Origin of the sequence: Scandinavium hiltneri (assembly GCF_024764835.1) — a bacterium.
In the GTDB taxonomy this organism is placed as follows: domain Bacteria; phylum Pseudomonadota; class Gammaproteobacteria; order Enterobacterales; family Enterobacteriaceae; genus Scandinavium; species Scandinavium hiltneri.
Window position 1 is genome coordinate 70343 of the sequence record NZ_JALIGE010000071.1, and the last position, 18804, is coordinate 89146.

Annotated in this window: 21 protein-coding genes and 1 tRNA gene; 12 read left to right on the forward strand and 10 right to left on the reverse strand. The window is 55.6% G+C overall.

All coding sequences use genetic code 11. The annotated features are described in order from the left end of the window. The first annotated feature begins 54 nt into the window (after positions 1 to 54). The 7 genes from MUU47_RS07580 to ureG are packed head-to-tail and all read left to right on the forward strand — an operon-like array spanning position 55 to position 5003. Positions 55 to 879, forward strand: coding sequence for an urease accessory protein UreD (locus MUU47_RS07580; RefSeq protein ID WP_374684742.1), 825 nt, complete (start codon positions 55 to 57; stop codon positions 877 to 879). 9 nt (positions 880 to 888) lie between these two features. Next, a complete protein-coding gene (locus MUU47_RS07585) occupies positions 889 to 1191 on the forward strand; it encodes an urease subunit gamma (RefSeq protein ID WP_258987573.1) in 303 nt (100 codons plus the stop codon). 10 nt (positions 1192 to 1201) lie between these two features. Further along, positions 1202 to 1519: an urease subunit beta gene (locus MUU47_RS07590; protein WP_258987574.1), complete on the forward strand. Its 318-nt coding sequence runs from the start codon at positions 1202 to 1204 to the stop codon at positions 1517 to 1519. Further along, positions 1516 to 3219 carry an urease subunit alpha gene (gene ureC / locus MUU47_RS07595; RefSeq protein WP_258987575.1) on the forward strand — a complete coding sequence of 568 codons (1704 nt, stop codon included), beginning with the start codon at positions 1516 to 1518 and terminating at the stop codon, positions 3217 to 3219. Before MUU47_RS07590 ends, ureC begins: the two co-directional genes overlap by 4 nt. A 9-nt stretch (positions 3220 to 3228) precedes the next feature. Then, positions 3229 to 3702 (forward strand): urease accessory protein UreE, encoded by a 474-nt coding sequence (gene ureE, locus MUU47_RS07600; RefSeq protein WP_258987576.1) that lies wholly within the window; start codon positions 3229 to 3231, stop codon positions 3700 to 3702. After that, on the forward strand, positions 3702 to 4376 hold the full coding sequence (locus MUU47_RS07605; protein ID WP_258987577.1) for an urease accessory protein UreF: 675 nt from the start codon (positions 3702 to 3704) through the stop codon (positions 4374 to 4376). The genes ureE and MUU47_RS07605 overlap by 1 nt, the downstream gene beginning before the upstream one ends. A 9-nt stretch (positions 4377 to 4385) precedes the next feature. Then, positions 4386 to 5003: an urease accessory protein UreG gene (gene ureG, locus MUU47_RS07610; protein WP_258987578.1), complete on the forward strand. Its 618-nt coding sequence runs from the start codon at positions 4386 to 4388 to the stop codon at positions 5001 to 5003. 99 nt (positions 5004 to 5102) lie between these two features. On the opposite strand, the gene tsaD is transcribed toward ureG, so the two are convergent. Continuing rightward, positions 5103 to 6116, reverse strand: coding sequence for a tRNA (adenosine(37)-N6)-threonylcarbamoyltransferase complex transferase subunit TsaD (gene tsaD / locus MUU47_RS07615; protein ID WP_258987579.1), 1014 nt, complete (start codon positions 6114 to 6116; stop codon positions 5103 to 5105). Positions 6117 to 6343: 227 nt separating this feature from the next. Between tsaD and rpsU the strand changes: the two genes are divergently transcribed. The 3 genes from rpsU to rpoD all read left to right on the forward strand — a co-directional run bounded on the left by rpsU (position 6344) and on the right by rpoD (position 10466). Next, the gene (rpsU, locus tag MUU47_RS07620; protein ID WP_001144069.1) at positions 6344 to 6559 is read left to right on the forward strand and encodes a 30S ribosomal protein S21; all 216 of its coding nucleotides are present in this window, start codon (positions 6344 to 6346) and stop codon (positions 6557 to 6559) included. A 161-nt stretch (positions 6560 to 6720) separates the two neighbouring features. Next, positions 6721 to 8466 carry a DNA primase gene (gene dnaG / locus MUU47_RS07625; protein WP_258987580.1) on the forward strand — a complete coding sequence of 582 codons (1746 nt, stop codon included), beginning with the start codon at positions 6721 to 6723 and terminating at the stop codon, positions 8464 to 8466. Between the two features lie 155 nt (positions 8467 to 8621). After that, complete coding sequence (gene rpoD / locus MUU47_RS07630) at positions 8622 to 10466, forward strand: RNA polymerase sigma factor RpoD (protein ID WP_258987581.1); 1845 nt, start codon at positions 8622 to 8624, stop codon at positions 10464 to 10466. 100 nt (positions 10467 to 10566) lie between these two features. On the opposite strand, the gene mug is transcribed toward rpoD, so the two are convergent. Next, the gene (gene mug / locus MUU47_RS07635; protein WP_258987582.1) at positions 10567 to 11073 is read right to left on the reverse strand and encodes a G/U mismatch-specific DNA glycosylase; all 507 of its coding nucleotides are present in this window, start codon (positions 11071 to 11073) and stop codon (positions 10567 to 10569) included. A gap of 126 nt (positions 11074 to 11199) precedes the next feature. Between mug and MUU47_RS07640 the strand changes: the two genes are divergently transcribed. Further along, positions 11200 to 11275, forward strand: a tRNA-Ile gene (locus MUU47_RS07640). A 180-nt stretch (positions 11276 to 11455) separates the two neighbouring features. On the opposite strand, the gene MUU47_RS07645 is transcribed toward MUU47_RS07640, so the two are convergent. The 8 genes from MUU47_RS07645 to MUU47_RS07680 all read right to left on the reverse strand — a co-directional run bounded on the left by MUU47_RS07645 (position 11456) and on the right by MUU47_RS07680 (position 18110). Beyond that, on the reverse strand, positions 11456 to 11674 hold the full coding sequence (locus MUU47_RS07645; protein WP_258987583.1) for a DNA-binding transcriptional regulator: 219 nt from the start codon (positions 11672 to 11674) through the stop codon (positions 11456 to 11458). A 67-nt stretch (positions 11675 to 11741) separates the two neighbouring features. Next, positions 11742 to 12911: a phage late control D family protein gene (locus MUU47_RS07650; RefSeq protein ID WP_258987584.1), complete on the reverse strand. Its 1170-nt coding sequence runs from the start codon at positions 12909 to 12911 to the stop codon at positions 11742 to 11744. Further along, the gene (locus MUU47_RS07655; protein ID WP_258987585.1) at positions 12908 to 13393 is read right to left on the reverse strand and encodes a phage tail protein; all 486 of its coding nucleotides are present in this window, start codon (positions 13391 to 13393) and stop codon (positions 12908 to 12910) included. Before MUU47_RS07655 ends, MUU47_RS07650 begins: the two co-directional genes overlap by 4 nt. Before the next feature lie 14 nt (positions 13394 to 13407). Next, the gene (locus MUU47_RS07660; protein WP_258987586.1) at positions 13408 to 15849 is read right to left on the reverse strand and encodes a phage tail tape measure protein; all 2442 of its coding nucleotides are present in this window, start codon (positions 15847 to 15849) and stop codon (positions 13408 to 13410) included. Continuing rightward, positions 15839 to 15961 (reverse strand): GpE family phage tail protein, encoded by a 123-nt coding sequence (locus MUU47_RS07665; protein ID WP_258987587.1) that lies wholly within the window; start codon positions 15959 to 15961, stop codon positions 15839 to 15841. Before MUU47_RS07665 ends, MUU47_RS07660 begins: the two co-directional genes overlap by 11 nt. A 32-nt stretch (positions 15962 to 15993) precedes the next feature. Beyond that, complete coding sequence (locus MUU47_RS07670; protein ID WP_258987588.1) at positions 15994 to 16326, reverse strand: phage tail assembly protein; 333 nt, start codon at positions 16324 to 16326, stop codon at positions 15994 to 15996. 62 nt (positions 16327 to 16388) lie between these two features. Next, positions 16389 to 16907, reverse strand: a complete 519-nt coding sequence (locus MUU47_RS07675) for a phage major tail tube protein (RefSeq protein ID WP_258987589.1) — start codon at positions 16905 to 16907, stop codon at positions 16389 to 16391. Between the two features lie 15 nt (positions 16908 to 16922). Further along, complete coding sequence (locus MUU47_RS07680) at positions 16923 to 18110, reverse strand: phage tail sheath protein (protein WP_258987590.1); 1188 nt, start codon at positions 18108 to 18110, stop codon at positions 16923 to 16925. A gap of 156 nt (positions 18111 to 18266) precedes the next feature. On the opposite strand from MUU47_RS07680, the gene MUU47_RS07685 reads away from it, so the two are divergent. Next, positions 18267 to 18803, forward strand: a complete 537-nt coding sequence (locus MUU47_RS07685) for a hypothetical protein (RefSeq protein ID WP_258987592.1) — start codon at positions 18267 to 18269, stop codon at positions 18801 to 18803. Position 18804: the final 1 nt, after the last annotated feature.

The window sequence follows — 18804 nt, forward strand, 5'->3', positions numbered from 1 at the left end:
GCTGATCCATACTCATTAGCGTCTGATTAATCACGCTATTGCAGGGGTGCCACGGTGTCTGGCGCGGAACGGGAGAGTGAAAAAACGGGCTGGCACGCCACGCTTGCCCTGCTGTTTTGCCACACGCCGGAGAAAACGGTGCTGGCCTCCGCACGTCATTTCGGTCCACTGACCGTACAACGCCCTTTCTATCCTGAAGGCTCCACCTGCCATCTTTATCTGCTACACCCGCCCGGTGGGGTTGTCGGCGGCGATACGCTGGATATCAGCGTGACCCTCGAACCCAATACCCATACCCTTATCACCATGCCCGGTGCCAGCAAGTTTTATCGCAGCCACGGTCCACAGGCGCGGCTGAGTCAGCATTTTGAGTTGGCGGAAAACGCCATTCTGGAGTGGCTGCCGCAGGACACCCTCTTTTTTCCCGGGGCGAACGCCACGTTACACAGCGTGTTTCATTTGCAGGAAGGCGCGCGCCTGCTGGCCTGGGAGCTATATTGCCTGGGGCGGCCGGTTATCGGCGAAACGTTCAGTCACGGTGAGATAACCAACCGACTTGAAGTGTGGAAGAACGGTTCGCCGCTGCTGATTGAGCGCCTGCATCTTGCTGATGGTGACCTGAGCGCCGTGGCAGAAAAGCCGTGGATTGGCAGCCTGCTGTTTTATCCGGCCAATGAAACCATGCTCGATGAGGTCCGTGACCGACTTGCCCCGCTCGACGCTTTTGCCGGAGCCACGCTGGTCGAAGGCCTGCTGGCGGTGCGTTTTTTATCGCATGATAACCTGATTTGCCAGCGCGCGATGCGTGAGATCTGGCAGGCGCTGCGCCCACAGCTGCTGAATAAATCCCCTTTCCTCCCCCGAATCTGGCTGACCTGAGAGAACGCTATGGAACTGACGCCCAGAGAAAAAGACAAGCTGCTGCTGTTTACCGCGGCCCTGGTGGCGGAACGTCGCCTCGCCCGCGGCGTGAAGCTCAATTATCCCGAATCGGTGGCGCTGATTAGCGCTTTCATTATGGAGGGTGCGCGCGACGGTAAAACCGTGGCCTCGCTAATGGAAGACGGCCGCCACGTGCTGACCCGCTCCCAGGTGATGGAAGGCGTCCCGGAGATGATCCCGGATATTCAGATCGAGGCCACGTTTCCTGATGGATCCAAACTGGTCACCGTACATAACCCGATACTCTGAGGACCTCGCCATGATCCCCGGTGAATACAAGATCCAGAGCGGCAACATTGCCCTGAACGTAGGCCGCGAAACGCGTAAAACGATCGTCGAAAACCACGGCGACCGCCCGATCCAGGTGGGATCGCATTATCACTTTTACGAGGTGAACCCTGCGCTGAAATTCGACCGGGAAGCATGTAAAGGCTTTCGGCTGAACATCGCGGCAGGCACCGCCGTACGCTTTGAGCCGGGCCAAAAACATGAAATCGAACTGGTGGCTGTCGCTGGCGATAAGCGCATCTTCGGCTTTCGTGGCGAGGTGATGGGCGAACTGGAGACAAAACCATGACCGAAATTTCCCGCCAGGCGTATGCCGACATGTTTGGCCCCACCACCGGCGACAAAATACGGCTGGCCGACACCGAGCTGTGGATTGAAGTGGAAGACGACTTCACCACCTACGGCGAAGAGGTCAAATTCGGTGGCGGAAAAGTGATCCGCGACGGCATGGGCCAGGGGCAAATGCTCGGCGAAGATTGCGTCGATCTGGTGCTAACCAACGCGCTGATCGTCGATCACTGGGGGATCGTGAAAGCGGATATCGGCGTGAAAAACGGGCGGATCTTCGCCGTGGGTAAAGCGGGCAACCCGGATATCCAGCCCAACGTTACGATCCCGATTGGCGTGGGCACCGAAGTGATCGCCGCCGAAGGTAAAATCGTCACCGCAGGCGGCGTCGATACCCACATTCACTGGATTTGCCCACAGCAAGCGGAAGAAGCGTTGGTCTCCGGCGTAACCACCATGATCGGCGGCGGCACGGGTCCGGCGGCCGGCACTAACGCTACCACCTGTACGCCGGGGCCGTGGTATATCAGCCGGATGCTGCAAGCTGTTGACAGCCTGCCGGTGAATATCGGCCTGCTCGGCAAAGGTAACGGCTCGAACCCGGAAACGCTGCGCGAGCAGGTTTCGGCAGGCGTTATCGGCCTGAAAATTCACGAAGACTGGGGTGCAACGCCCGCCGCCATCGACTGCTCGCTGACCGTGGCCGAGGAGATGGATATTCAGGTGGCGCTGCACAGCGATACGCTGAACGAATCCGGTTTTGTCGAAGATACTCTGGCGGCGATTGGCGACCGCACCATCCACACGTTCCATACCGAAGGCGCGGGTGGCGGCCATGCGCCGGACATCATCACCGCCTGTGCGCATCCGAACATTCTGCCCTCGTCCACCAACCCGACGCTGCCGTACACCGTTAACACCATCGACGAGCATCTGGATATGCTGATGGTGTGCCATCACCTGTCGCCGGATATCGCCGAAGATGTAGCCTTTGCCGAATCGCGCATTCGCCGAGAAACCATCGCCGCCGAAGACGTGCTGCACGACCTCGGCGCCTTTTCCCTGACCTCATCCGACTCTCAGGCAATGGGCCGCGTGGGCGAAGTGATTTTACGCACCTGGCAGGTGGCGCACCGAATGAAGGTACAGCGCGGCGCACTTGAAGAGGAACGGGGCGATAACGATAACGTCCGCGTGAAGCGCTATATCGCCAAGTACACCATCAATCCGGCGCTGACCCACGGCATTGCGCATGAAGTCGGATCCATTGAATCCGGAAAAATGGCAGATCTGGTGCTGTGGTCACCCGCTTTCTTTGGCGTGAAACCCGCCGCTATCGTTAAAGGCGGGATGATTGTGATGGCCCCAATGGGCGACATCAACGCCTCGATTCCCACGCCGCAGCCGGTGCATTACCGCCCGATGTTTGGCTCGCTCGGCGCGGCTCGCCATCACTGTCGCCTGACGTTTCTTTCCCAGGCGGCACTCGATAACAACGTGCCGCAGCAGCTGGGCTTAAAAAGCCAGACCGCAGTGGTGAAAGGCTGCCGAACGGTGAAGAAAGCCGACATGATCCACAACAGCCTGCAGCCCAATATCACCGTCGATGCACAGACCTATGAAGTGCGGATCGACGGGAAACTGGTCACCAGCGAGCCAGCGGACGTGCTGCCGATGGCGCAACGCTATTTTCTGTTTTAAGGAGCAACGATGCTGTATCTGACTCAGCGTGTCGATCACGCTCATCAACTGACTGCCAGCGTTACGCTGCCGATTGATGTGCGGGTCAAAAGCCGCGCCAAAGTGACACTCAGCGACGGACGCGAAGCCGGGCTGATGCTGCCTCGCGGCCTGCTGCTGCGCGGCGGCGATATCCTGGCCTGCGAAGACGGCAGCGAGTTTATCGAAGTGATTGCCGCCGATGAGGGCGTGTCGGTAGTGCGCTGCGATGATCCGTTCCAGCTCGCCAAAGCCTGTTATCACCTCGGCAACCGCCACGTGCCGCTGCAAATCATGCCCGGCGAACTGCGTTTTCATCACGACCACGTGCTCGACGACATGTTGCGCCAGTTTGGTCTGACCGTGACCTTTGCGCATCTGCCGTTCGAACCGGAAGCCGGGGCGTATACCAGCGAAGCGCAAGGGCACCACCACCACGGCCATTCACATTCGCACAGCCACTGATGACTGACACCACGCAGCGGCTGCGATTATTACAACTGGCGAGCAGCAACCTGCCGGTGGGCGGCTACAGCTGGTCGCAAGGGCTGGAATGGGCAGTGGAAGCGGGCTGGATTGCCGATACCGCCGCCTTCGCCCACTGGCAAACGCAGCAGATGGAGCAGAGTTTTTTTCATGTCGACCTGCCGCTGTTCGCCCGGCTGTATCACGCCTGGGAACAGGATGACGTTGAGACCGCTACGCGCTGGACCGCATGGCTGCTGGCGTGTCGGGAAACGCGCGAGCTACGCGAAGAAGAACGTAATCGCGGCCAGGCATTTACGCGTCTGCTGTACGACTGGCAGCCGGCGTGCCCTGCCGAATGGCGTGGGCTGTTTAACCAAAGCCAGCTGTGCGGCATGGCGTGGCTGGGTGTGCGTTGGGGTATCGAACTGCGAGAGCTGGCGCTGGCGCTCGGCTACAGCTGGATTGAAAGCGCGGTGATGGCGGGCGTGAAGCTGGTGCCTTTCGGCCAGCAGGCCGCACAAAAATTGATTATGTCGCTCTGCGAGCAGTACGCCGCAGGCGTAGAACGCGGGCTGAACTGCCCTGACGAATTGATGGGTTCTGCGACGCCGCTGTCGGCCATCGCCTCGGCGCGTCACGAAACTCAGTATTCCCGCATATTCCGTTCCTGAGGAGAAGATATGGCAAGTTACAAACACCCGCTGCGTGTTGGCGTCGGCGGCCCTGTCGGTTCCGGTAAAACCGCCCTGCTGGAAGCGCTGTGTAAAGCGATGCGTGACACGTACCATCTGGCGGTGGTCACAAACGATATCTACACCAAAGAAGACCAGCGCATTCTCACCGAAGCGGGCGCACTGGAGCCGGACCGCATTGTCGGCGTCGAAACCGGCGGATGCCCACACACGGCGATCCGCGAAGACGCGTCGATGAATCTTGCGGCAGTAGAAGCATTAAGCGAGAAATTCGGCAATCTTGAGGTTATTTTCGTCGAAAGTGGCGGAGATAACCTCAGCGCGACCTTCAGCCCAGAACTGGCAGACCTGACAATTTACGTGATTGACGTCGCCGAAGGGGAAAAAATCCCGCGCAAAGGCGGGCCGGGGATCACCAAATCCGATTTCCTGGTGATCAATAAAACCGATCTCGCGCCATACGTCGGGGCATCGCTGGAGGTAATGGAGCGTGATACCAACCGGATGCGCGGCGAGCGCCCGTGGACGTTCACCAACCTGAAAGCCGGGGATGGACTCGCGACGATCATCGCGTTTTTGGAAGATAAGGGAATGTTGAAAGCGTAGTTATTGAGTGTGGAATATTGCCCGGCGGCGCTACGCTTGCCGGACCTGCCACGGAATCACGTAGGCCCGGTCAGGCGTAGCCGCCACCGGGCACAGTAATTATGCCGCAGGCAATTCCGCCAGCGGCCAGCGCGGACGGACGGTGACGCCGAGATCGGCGCTCGCCCCCGCGTTCAGACGCACCATACCGGCATAGGCGATCATCGCGCCGTTATCGGTACAAAACTCCGGACGCGCGTAAAACACTTCGCCCTTACGCTTATGCATCATTTCCGCGAGCTTCGTGCGCAGCGTGCGGTTAGCGCTCACACCACCCGCCATCACCAGACGCTTAAAGCCGGTCTGATCCAGCGCACGACGGCATTTGATCATCAGCGTATCCACTACCGCATCTTCAAACGCACGCGCGATGTCAGCGCGGGTCTGATCGTCGTTATCATTGGCACGAATGGTGTTGGCCGCAAAGGTCTTCAGGCCGGAAAAGCTGAAATCAAGCCCAGGACGGTCAGTCATCGGACGCGGGAACACAAAGCGCCCTTCGGTGCCCTGCGCCGCCATTTTCGACAGCATCGGGCCGCCTGGGTAATCAAGACCCAGCAGTTTCGCGGTTTTGTCGAACGCTTCACCCGCGGCATCATCAATGGATTCACCGAGCAGAGCATACTCGCCAATACCGGTCACGCTGATCAGCTGCGTGTGGCCGCCGGAGACCAGCAGCGCCACAAACGGGTATTCAGGCGGGTTATCTTCCAGCATTGGTGCCAGCAGATGGCCTTCCATATGGTGCACAGGAATGGCCGGCACGTTCCAGGCAAACGCCAGTGAACGACCGATAGTTGCCCCCACTAACAGCGCACCGACCAGTCCAGGACCGGCGGTGTAAGCCACTGCATCAATATCTTTTGCCGTCAGATTCGCTTCTTTCAGCGCCGCCTGGATCAGCGGAACGGTTTTACGTACGTGGTCGCGGGAGGCCAGCTCCGGCACCACGCCGCCGTAGTCAGCGTGCAGTTTCACCTGACTATACAATTGGTTGGCTAACAGCCCCTGAACATCGTCATAAATGGCAATGCCGGTTTCATCGCAGGATGTTTCGATTCCCAGTACGCGCATGGTTCGTTTTACCTCATTTCAATACCGCGCAGTTTAGGGTGAATGCGGGTCGATGTATACCCTGAGGGGCGAGTTCGTGTATACTCACACCCCTTACAAAAGTCCCGTTCAAAAACGGCATTGGTGCTTTACAAAGCAGCAGCAGTTGCAGTAAAATTCCGCACCATTTTGAAATAAGCTGGCGTTGATGCCAGCGGCAAACCGAATTTATCAAAGGTGAGAGTTACATGCCGGTAATTAAAGTACGTGAAAACGAGCCGTTCGACGTAGCACTGCGTCGCTTCAAGCGTTCCTGTGAAAAAGCGGGTGTTCTGGCGGAAGTTCGTCGTCGTGAGTTCTATGAAAAACCGACTACCGAACGTAAGCGCGCTAAAGCTTCTGCTGTGAAACGTCACGCGAAGAAACTGGCTCGCGAAAACGCACGCCGCACTCGTCTGTACTAATCTGTTGAGAGCGCACGCTCTCATTCCAGACTGAGTTCAAGCTGTAAAGGCCGTGCTTCCGGAAGGAATGCGCGGCTTATTTTCGTTTATACATCTGCATACGCTATAGCATTCAGGTTGCATCTAAGCTGAAGGATGACGCGTATGAAAATGCGAGGCTTATGGCTGGACGTATCCCACGTGTCTTTATCAATGACCTGTTGGCAAGAACCGACATCGTCGATCTCATCGACGCGCGGGTAAAGCTGAAAAAACAGGGCAAAAATTTTCACGCGTGTTGTCCCTTCCATAACGAAAAAACGCCTTCGTTCACCGTCAACGGTGAGAAACAGTTTTATCACTGCTTCGGCTGTGGTGCGCACGGAAACGCCGTCGACTTTCTGATGAACTACGACAAGCTCGAGTTCGTGGAAACCGTCGAAGAACTGGCGGCCATGCACAACCTTGAAGTCCCGTACGAAGCTGGCTCTGGCCCGACCCAGATAGAACGCCATCAGCGGCAAAGTCTCTATCAATTAATGGAAGGTCTGAGCGCGTTTTATCAGCAATCCCTGAATCAGCCCACCGCCAAACCTGCAAGTCAGTATCTGACGCAGCGTGGTTTAAGCAGCGAAGTCATCGCCCGATTTGCGATTGGCTATGCGCCGCCAGGCTGGGACAACGTCTTAAAGCGTTTTGGCAACAACCGCGAAAATCAGCAATCGCTGACCGATGCGGGCATGTTGGTGACCAATGATAAAGGGCGCAGTTACGATCGCTTCCGCGAACGGGTGATGTTCCCGATCCGCGACAAGCGTGGCCGGGTGATTGGTTTTGGTGGTCGTGTGCTGGGCGATGGCACGCCGAAATACCTCAACTCCCCGGAAACCGATATTTTCCATAAAGGCCGCCAGCTGTATGGCCTTTATGAAGCGCAGCAAACTGAAGCTGAACCGCAGCGTCTGCTGGTGGTCGAAGGCTATATGGACGTGGTTGCACTGGCGCAATACGACATTAATTATGCCGTTGCGTCGCTGGGCACCTCCACCACCGCCGACCATATCCAACTGCTGTTCAGGGTGACGAATAACGTCGTCTGCTGTTACGACGGCGACCGCGCAGGACGCGATGCTGCCTGGCGTGCCCTGGAAACGGCGCTGCCGTACATGACCGACGGCCGTCAGCTAAGATTTATGTTTCTGCCTGACGGCGAAGACCCGGATACGCTGGTGCGTAAAGAGGGTAAAGCGGCATTTGAAGCGCGGATGGAGCAGGCTCAGCCGCTCTCCACGTTTCTGTTTAACAGCCTGATGCCGCAGGTCGATTTGAGTACCCCGGATGGGCGCGCGCAGTTGAGTACGCTGGCGCTGCCGCTAATCACTCAGGTTCCGGGCGAAACGCTGCGCATTTATTTGCGCCAGGAGTTGGGGAAAAAGCTGGGCATTCTCGAAGACGCTCAACTTGAGCGTTTAATGCCAAAACAAGCAGAAAGTGGCACAGCTCGCCCCACTCCCCAGCTAAAACGCACGACCATGCGTATACTGATAGGGTTACTGGTGCAAAACCCGGAACTGGCAGGCCTGGTGCCGCCATTAACCGGGCTTGATCCGAAAAAGCTGCCTGGACTTGGCTTATTTTCTGAACTGGTCAACACTTGTGTGTCACAGCCAGGACTGACTACCGGCCAACTGCTTGAGCAGTATCGCGGCACAAATGAAGCCGCCACCCTTGAAAAACTGTCGATGTGGGACGATATAGCAGATAAGGAAATTGCTGAGAACACGTTCACCGACTCACTAAACCATATGTTTGATTCACTGCTGGTCCTGCGGCAAGAAGAGTTGATAGCTCGTGACCGCACACACGGTTTAAGCAGTGAAGAACGCCGGGAGCTCTGGACATTGAACCAGGAACTGGCAAAAAAATGAATTTAACGGCTTAAGTGCCGAATATCAATCGGGACGATCCCGAAGGCCGCACCGAGGCGCAGCGGCAATAATATAAGCAGGCCCTCGCTTTAAAAGTCGGTAACTTGTTTTCGCCGACCGACACCAATCAATGAATTAAGTGTGGATACCGTCTTATGGAGCAAAACCCGCAGTCACAGCTTAAACTTCTTGTTACCAAGGGCAAGGAGCAAGGCTATCTGACCTATGCCGAGGTCAATGACCATCTGCCGGAAGATATCGTCGACTCCGATCAGATCGAAGACATCATCCAAATGATCAATGACATGGGCATTCAGGTGATGGAAGAAGCACCGGATGCCGATGATCTCCTGCTGGCTGAAAACTCGAACAACACCGACGAGGACGCGGAAGAAGCTGCCGCGCAGGTGCTGTCCAGCGTTGAATCTGAAATCGGACGTACCACCGATCCGGTGCGCATGTACATGCGTGAAATGGGTACCGTTGAACTGCTGACCCGCGAAGGCGAAATCGACATCGCCAAGCGTATTGAAGACGGCATCAACCAGGTACAGTGCTCCGTTGCGGAATACCCGGAAGCCATCACCTATCTGCTTGAGCAGTACGACCGCGTTGAAGCCGCGGAAGCGCGTCTGTCTGACCTGATCACCGGCTTCGTCGATCCAAACGCTGAAGAAGACCTGGCGCCTACTGCTACTAACGTCGGTTCTGAACTCTCTCAGGAAGAGATAGACGACGACGAAGAGAAAGACGAAGAAGACGACGACGATTCCAGCGACGATGACAACAGCATCGACCCTGAACTCGCGCGTGAAAAATTCGGCGAACTGCGCACCCAGTACGAACTGGCGCGTGACACCATCAAGGCCAAGGGACGCACCCACGCAGCATCTCAGGAAGAGATCAAGAAACTGTCTGAAGTCTTCAAACAGTTCCGCCTGGTGCCAAAACAGTTCGACTATCTGGTCAACAGTATGCGAGTCATGATGGAACGCGTTCGTATTCAAGAACGTATCATCATGAAGCTGTGCGTTGAACAGTGCAAAATGCCGAAGAAAAACTTCATTACTCTGTTCACCAGCAACGAGACCAGCGAAACCTGGTTCAACGCAGCGGTTGCAATGAACAAGCCGTGGTCTGAAAAACTGAACGACGTCAAAGACGACGTACAGCGCAGCCTGCAGAAACTGCAACAGATTGAAGAAGAAACCGGCCTGACCATCGAACAGGTAAAAGACATCAACCGTCGGATGTCCATCGGTGAAGCGAAAGCTCGTCGTGCGAAGAAAGAGATGGTGGAAGCAAACTTACGTCTGGTTATTTCGATCGCCAAGAAATACACCAACCGTGGTCTGCAGTTCCTCGACCTGATTCAGGAAGGTAACATCGGCCTGATGAAAGCGGTTGATAAGTTCGAATACCGTCGTGGTTACAAGTTCTCCACCTACGCAACCTGGTGGATCCGTCAGGCTATCACCCGCTCCATCGCGGATCAGGCGCGCACCATCCGTATTCCGGTGCATATGATTGAGACTATCAACAAACTCAACCGTATCTCCCGTCAGATGCTGCAGGAAATGGGTCGTGAACCGACGCCGGAAGAACTGGCTGAGCGTATGCTGATGCCGGAAGACAAAATCCGTAAAGTGCTGAAAATTGCTAAAGAGCCAATCTCCATGGAAACGCCAATCGGCGACGATGAAGATTCGCATCTGGGTGATTTCATCGAGGATACCACCCTCGAGCTGCCGCTGGATTCTGCGACCACTGAAAGCCTGCGTGCCGCAACGCACGACGTGCTGGCGGGTCTCACCGCGCGTGAAGCGAAAGTCCTGCGTATGCGTTTCGGTATCGATATGAACACCGACCACACGCTGGAAGAAGTGGGCAAACAGTTTGACGTTACCCGCGAACGTATCCGTCAGATCGAAGCGAAGGCTCTGCGCAAACTGCGCCACCCAAGCCGCTCTGAAGTGCTGCGTAGCTTCCTGGACGATTAATTCCAGGTAAACGTAAAAAGCTCCCGAAGTGGAGCTTTTTTTATGCCTACAATTTGTATGATGCTCTCTCCCTGTGAGAGGGCATCATAGCGCAGAAGACTTACCGTCCTCTCGCCACCAGAGCCTGGTCCAACTCGCGATACGCCTCAACCAGCTTATCCAGCGTAATTCGGCTTAAACCACTCGGGTTCGGCAAAATCCACACTTCGGTGTCCCCTACCGTCACCTCTTGCTTGCCCCATTTCGCACCGCGCTGGCTGAACGCTTGTTCAAATGCCTGCTTACCCAAAATAGCCAGCGCCCTCGGCTGATAATCCTGCATTTTCGTAATCAGCCCACGCCCGCCCTCACGCAGCTCGTGCAGCCCTACCTCGCTCGCCTGAACCGTTGGCCGGTCTACGAGTTTGGTCACGCCACAGCCGTAATCAAGCATCTGCAGCGCTTCCTCAGGCTTGAGCTGCCTGTCGGTAAACCCAGCCAAATGAAGAACCTTCCAGAAGCGATTGGCGGGATGTGCAAAGGGCATACCCAGGTGCGCAGAGGACTTGCCCGGATTGATGCCGCAGAACACAACTCGCAGCCCCGGCTGAAGAATATCGCTAACCATGACATGACTCGCCTAAATGGATCATGCGTGAAGTATAAGAGATTGATTAGCCATTGTTTATAAAAACAGCACCCGTAGCGCATTTACTGGATTGGTGCCCAGAGTTCCATTATAATTCCCGCCCACGGCCCCTTAGCTCAGTGGTTAGAGCAGGCGACTCATAATCGCTTGGTCGTTGGTTCAAACCCAACAGGGGCCACCAAATTTTAGCAGTAAATACATACAGTTAGGCCACTCTCACGAGTGGCCTTTTTGCTAACTAATCTGTGAGTGTCGCAAAAATGTCGCAGCACTTTTTTTTTCGATTCTTTCGCCAATCGACAAATCAGTTTCATTACGCCATAAAAAAACCCGCACTCGGCGGGTATTATGAGGAAATCTATCAGAGCCATAATGGCCGCTGACCACCAACAGTCGGGTGAGGTGGTGCCGGGTCAATTGCTCCCGGAGTGACAATAAAGCGTTCAATAGTTTCCATTGTCATAAACGTACAACTGCAGTTGATGTTCTGGCACTGGTGGTATCGCTCTTTCGTATTGTCGGTTAAATAGCGGCTTGTTCGTGCATGTGCGGCATGATGGCACTTCGGACAATGAAACATAACTCACCCCATTACTCACAAATAATGAATCAATGATAATCATTAATTCACTTATAGTGAATATATTTTATTGTTCATCCGATTCAGTACTGTACTCCACGTCAGAAAGCTTAACCTCAAGCTCTAAGCCCGTCGTGAAGCCACTATTATTCAGATTATGCGCTACCTTACTGATTAACCATGACTGCTCGTCTATGACGCGCTTAAAGCCTGAAACCCGCACCGGTGTCTCAGGGAATAAATCGGCGCGACCGTATGCCAGCGAGATTGAGAACTCCGCCACGCCACGCTGCAATTTATCCCACTTAGCCTGAGCGGCACGCATTGCCTGCGCTTTTGAGGCGTAGATTGTCGTCAGCGCCAGCACGTTATCGGCTTCCCCGGCCATATACTCACCCTCGCGTGCTTCCTGCTCCTTTTTCGCCGTGGTCTTTTTGCTGACAGGTTTCGCTTTTGGGTGCTGCAGTGCGCGCAGATGTTGCTCTTTTGGCTTTCGGGTCAGCGTCACTTTCTGCTTTTGCGGCTTAGGGTCTTTCGTGTGTAACCATTTCGCCGTCACGCCGGTATAAGCCCCCCGGTCAGCGATGGCAAACTGATGGCGGTCACCATCGCTGCGGGTCAGTGTCAATTGCGGAATGGGTTTCCCGCTGGCCGTCGCTGCACTACCCGCTTTCAGAAACAGCAACTTCCCCGCTTTCACCGAGACCGCTGCGCCATTACGGTCAGCCAGCCGGGTCAGAAATACGGCGTCGGATTCCTGCGACTGGTCAATGTGTGGTACCGCGATTGCACTGAGAGTTTCCGCGACGCTGGCCGTCAGTTTGTTGCGCTTTGCAATAGTGCTGACCAGTTCACCGAGGGTGGTGTCGTGCCATGACTCTTCACGCCGGGAATTGAGCGTTCCGCGAAAGTCAGCACTACGCGCCCGGATGGTCAGAGTGTCTGGTGCGCCCCGGTGTTCGATTTCATCGACTGTAAAATTACCCTTATTCAGCAACGCCGACCCCTGCCAGCCAAGCCACAGTGTCAGCACTGCCCCGCGCAGGGGTAACTCGACTTTTCCGTCAGTATCATCGAGCTCAATATCGAGCTGGTCAGCTTCAAAACCCCGATTGTCGGTCATGATCAGCGAAATCAGCCTGTCACTAAAATTGCTGGTAATGTCCTGGCTGTTCAGCGTCAGCATGAATGCCGGTGCGAGGGTAGCACCGGCATCAATGGTCATGCCTGTTATCATCCTGTCAGCCCTCCGAGTGCACCTTGTAATTGCCCTTTCAGGTTACCGGCAGCACCGAGAAGGTCACTGGCCTGTTTATTGAGGTCACCAAACATCGCCGTCAGGGAGTCGTCGACACGTTTCAGTGAAAGTGTGAATTCAATCTTTCTGGCCGCGCCGTCACTGAAAAATTCAGTGTGCGTGGTCGATACCTTATCGACGATATACATCCCGAAAATGTCACCCGTTCCCTCAATTAACGGCCACGCTTTACCTTCGTCGGCCATCAGCTCAACCGCTCGCAAGGAAATCCGGCCACCAGTAATGGCCGGGTAAAGAGTTCCGCCAAGCTGACGGGAGGTTTCCCCCTCACCAAGAAACTGATACGCAGGCGGCATGCCGACCCGGTCATTTGAAACCCATCGGTAATCTTTTGAATGCTGCATTGACTGATAGGGCAGCGTGCGGCGTTCAAACACAAACATTCCAAGCGCTAACATCATCGTTTTATCCTCCCTCAGTCATGGCGCATGCTGGCACGCTGGCGCGCACGTTTATCACGTTCAATCTGTTCGAGCGTGTCGCGTAGCTGGCGGTCAAGTTGATGACCCGGCGCTACGCCACCCGGCAGTGTGATGTTGTATTCGCTTTTGCTCTGGTCGATGTAGGAGCTTCCTGCCGGTGCGGTGACGGGCTGATAAGCCTGATAACCACCATAGCTACTGGTGGCAGGAATGTAGGAATTACCCTGCGTGGCTGCATTGGTTTTAGTGGCGGTCTGGTCGAGGTTTTCCGATTCCTTGTTAATAATGCCCAGCTTTTCGAGAAGCCAGTCGACTCCGCTGCGCAGCTTGTTGAACATGTTCAATGGTGCCATCAGGGCGGATGCCAGCGCCTGCCCAAAAACGACGCCAACATTTTTGCAGCTATCGAGCGTTTCCTGTGTGGCCTTGACTGGTGCTATAAGGTCCTTAAACCATTGCCAGACGCCGCGCAGTTTCTCTCCGAGACCGTCAAAGATGGGTGCCAGTGGAGCGAACATTTCCCCGACTGGCGCAAAGGCACTCATGATGCCCTCAATCACCCCCGAGAAAAATGCGCTGATGGGTTCCCAATATTTGCGGATGAGCAGGGCCGCCGCAACGAAAGCCGCCCCAATTGCCACAATCGGCCAGGTAATTGCCCCAAGCGCGGTCACAATGGCGCTACCGGTGACCGTAAAGACCGTACCCAGCACGCCAGCGGCGGCAATGATGGCATTAATCCCCATCACCACCGGCCACGCAACAAGGCCAATCCCGCCAATGATGCCAATCAGCGCCAGCGCACCACCGGCGATAATGCCGATAGTCTGTGCGAGGTCTTTGTTTTTCTGGATCCAGCCGTCGAGTTTTAAAACATACCCCGTAGCAGTCTGGGTGAGCTTACGCAGCGCGCCCTCTTGCTGGTCAAAAAGGTCAGTGCCGACCGCCTCATAAGCAGACTGAAATTCTTTGAAGTCGCCGCCGAGGTTATCCTGCATCACCTTAACCAGTTCCTCGGTTTTACCGTCCGAGGTTTTCAGGGCGGCGGTGAGCTGGTCAAGCTTTCCGCTGGCCGCTGCAGTCATCAGCACATTGGCTGATGAGCTGGCTTCCTCACCGAATATCGTTTTCATGTATTCAGCTTGCTGGCCGGTGCCGAGGTTGTTGCGCTTAAAGCTGGCCTGCATTTCCTTGAGGATGGTAAATATTGGGCGTGTATTGCCTTTGCTGTCGGAGGTTTTGACGCCCAGCTCTTTGAGCGCATCCCACGCTTTGCCGGTTGGTGCCTGCAGGCGACTTAATACTGCACGGCTCCCGGTACCTGCCATCGAGCCGGTGATTTTGGCGTCATGAAGCGCGCCCACCATTGCGGCAGTTTCTTCAATGCTGACACCGGCGTTTTTAGCCACCGGCGCGGCATAGGTCAGCGCATCACTTAGCCCGTCGAAATCGGCAGCGGTTTTATTCATTACCGTCGACAGAACGTCGCCAATGTGAGCAACCTTGTCATTAGAAAGCTGAAATGCAGAGCGCATACCCATCAGCAGCGCGGCGTTTTCTTCCATCGTGCGCTGATTGGCTAGCGCCATGTTTAAGGTCACCGGCGTTGTGGCCTGAATGGCGGCAGCATCGCCACCACCTTTCGCAATAATAATTTGCGCACTGGCTGCATCATCGGCAGAGGCGGCAGTATTGTCGCCGAGCTGGCGCGCCTGTTTACGTAGCGCCTGCATTTCTGGCGATTGCTTACCGACCCCGAGCACTGCCTGCAGCTCGGAATTTTTCTGCGCAAAGTCGAAGCCTGGCATCATCAGCTTGACCCCGGCCATCGTGCCAGCCGTCGCGATACCGACCCCGGCAGCACCGGCCGCCGCCATGTTCCCGGCGAGATCCTTCCCTTTCTGGTAACGCTCTTTGACTCGATTTAATTTCGCCTGCTGTTCACTGACCCGCGCCAGTGCCTCACGTTGCCGGTTGAGTTGTGCCGTTGTCTCGCTGATGCGGGTTTTTAAACCGCGCTCGTCATTCGCCAGATTGCGGGTATTAATACCCACGGCACCCAGTTCGCGTTGCTGGCGCTTCACGGATTCGGTGAGGCTGTTGTATTTCACCTGCAGGCCATCGGCGGCGCGTTTTGCTGATTCCAGCACTTGCGCCTGCGCGCGCGTTGGCCGTTCGGTGTTTTTAAACTGAGTCGCAAGTTCTTCGGCTTCCCGCTTTGCCTTTTCCAGTGACTGACCGGTCACGGCCAGTTGTGCACTGGCCTTGCGAAAGCCGTCAATTTTCGCCGCCTGGCCATTCAGATCACGCAGTCCTTTTTGTGTCTCGCGAATATCCCCCGTCAGGGTTTTACTCGCGGTCTGAATGGATTTAAGCGGTCGGGTCGCCTGGTCGACCGCTTTCAGCAAAACCTCAAGTCTTAAGTTATTGCTCATTGTGGTTTCCGCTACGCTGCAGCGCCTTGTCGCGCCATGTGATGAGCTCGGTCAGGCTCAGGGAGTAGAGCTCTGATGGCGGCCAGTGAAAAATCACTGCGATATCCGCCATCAGGTCATCGACCGACAGGGTCGGGGGGAAATTCAGCGCGCCGAAGCCGGTGACAAAAAACCAATCACCTTACCGGCAAGTTGCAGCAGGTCGGGCAGTTTCATTGCTGAAAGCTCGGTTTCGGTGAGCGCGGGATAGGTCATGCGCGGCAGGACTTTAATCAGCGCATCAACTTCGGACTGTGCCACCGCCGCCAGACTGACACCGCGCAGTGTTCCGGCGTTCGGCTCAATCAGGGTGACCTTATCAATCGTCTGGCCGGCGCGCTTAATTGGCATGTCGAGAGTGACGACGTTCGGGTTTACGCTTTCGATTTCTGTGCCTGCGTTGTCGACAAATTCAGGTGCCGTGTTTCTTTTTGCCATGATGTTTATCTCTGTTCTGAATGGAGGTTTTAACCGGCCAGCGGTGCCGACCGGTCAGGGGATTACAGACCGATAGCGCGGCGGTGCTGCTCCAGCCGGTCGACGCCGTTCACCTTCTCGACCATGTTCACGACATCGATTTCGATAATGTCGCTACCGTCAATTGTGAGGCGGTAATAGGTGCAGACGGTCGACAACTTGGTCGACGTGTTTTCACCCTGCTTAAGCTCGCCACCGTCGATTTCTTTATGACGACCGCGCATGACCACCTCGACCGGGATAATCTCGCCGGTATCGTCGCGCTGATAGGAGCCCGCGAAACGCAGGGGTACAGAATCGGCACCCGGAGCGGCGTATTGCGCCCACAGCGCCACATCAGGCAGACCACCGAGAGACCATTCGACCGTCAATGCATCATCGTCGATGCCGAGGTCAATCGAGGCGGAACCGTTCATACCACCGCCGCGATAGTTTTCGAGCTTGCGGGTCAGTTTTGGCAGCGTCACGGATTCGGCGACGCCCATGTAACTGAGGCCGTCATTGAACATGTTCAAATATTTAAGTTTGCGGGGAAGTGCCATGTTATTTCAGGCTCCTTAGCTGTTGACCGATTCGGACAGGTTCACCAGATATTTATCGGTGATACGCTGGCGCAGGGTCAGGCTTTCCAGTGGCGGAACCGGCGTATAGTCGTAATCGATATACAGTTTTCCGGCCTTGAGGGTTTCCTTGTCGTTCGACTCTTCGTCGTACCAGCATTCGCCGTCCACGATGTAGCCGTTAGATTTCAGTTCGCGGAATTTGGCATTGATGCCGTCGACAATGTCACGAATCAGCGTGGCGGTGATGGGCTTATCGACCGCCCACATGTGCGCCTCAGCCATCGTGTCGGCCAGCACCTGCGCGGTGCGGGTGTAGTTCTCAAACAGGAACAGCGGGTCATCAGAGCAGCAACGGTTACCCCAGAAGCGGAAACCATCCTTGCGCACTAGCGTCGTCACTCCCGCCTCGTTGAGCAGGTCAGCATCGGTGCCGGATGCCTGCAAATCCCAAAAGACTGAGGCACTGATACCGGTGACGCCCTGCACGCCGACGTTCGATAAGGTTTTGTGCCAGCCGACCGTCTGGTCGATATAGGCACGCAAGCCGAGTGCACGCGCCGTGGCGTAAGCTGTTTCGGTGGCGTTCGCTGTGGTATCCCATGAGAGGAAATCAGGCCAGATGACCATCAGCTCGCGCTGGCTGAAATTCTCGCGATATTCGATAGCCTCAGAAATGGTCTTACAGCCCCATGCACTGATATAGCCAAATGCTCGCAGGCTGATACACACAGACCCGAGGGCGGTTGCGACCTCCAGCGTATCGAGACCCGGCACGCCGAGAATGCGGGGTTTGACGCCGGTCACCGCTTCTGCGGTCAACAGCGCTTTCAGGCCAGTGTACTGACCATTTTCATCCGTGCCGCCGATGATATTGGAAATGGTCTGCGCCTGTGCCGCATCGGGGTCATCGTCAACACCTTCGGCAACACGCACGACAACAGTGACGGGCTTTGACTGGTCTGCGATGGCCTGCAGGGATGCAGCCAGCGTGCCTTTTTTACCGGCTTTCGCAATGGCGCTCTGCACATTGGTAATCAGGGTCGGCTTGTTGAGGGGGAATGTCGCTTCGTCTGCATCGCTGGCCGTACAGACCATGCCGACGATTGCGGTCGCGACCGTGGAAATGACGCGGGTGCCGTCGTTAATTTCGAGCACCTGCACGCCGTGGTGAAAATCACTCATCCGGTGAACTCCGTGGTTAATGGGCAAGCGCCATTGTCCAGGCTGTACCGTATATGAGCCATTTAACATGACTGGCTGCTGCCTCACACAACACGGCTTATTAAACAGGCGAATATCAGTTCACTATCCGCTCATTTTTGGGTTGTGCTTTGCAAGATGATTATTTGCTCGTTTATTGACGGAGTTATACGCCCGGCAAAGGTGGTTTTCATACCGCAAAGGGCAGAACGCGCGCCGGGCAAGGACGAACGCCGCATTATCTTAAAGGTCGGTTTGGTAGATACGGTAACTAAAGCTGCTGGTGCAATGCAGAAAACCGCTAACGGCAGCGATATTGCTAACGCAACGTCATTCCTCGGTAATCTGGGGATATCGTTTAACGCGGGGAGTGGCTACGTCATTCTGAAAATTGGGCCGTTCATCTTGGCATGCGGAAATGCCAACGCCACTACAACAAGTGATGGCAACCTGAATGTAACCCTTCCGACTTCATTCCCGAATACTGTTATGTTCTCGGACGCAACACAGGCAAACAGCAGCTATGCCACCGACACCAACCCGATTATTTACTCACCTTATGCGATCGGTTCTGGACCGATTACTGCCGCCGGCTTTGCTGCTCGTAACTCAAAAACTGGTGCGCCATTAGTTAATACTGTCGTTGCAGCCAGATACCTGGTCATAGGATTCTGAT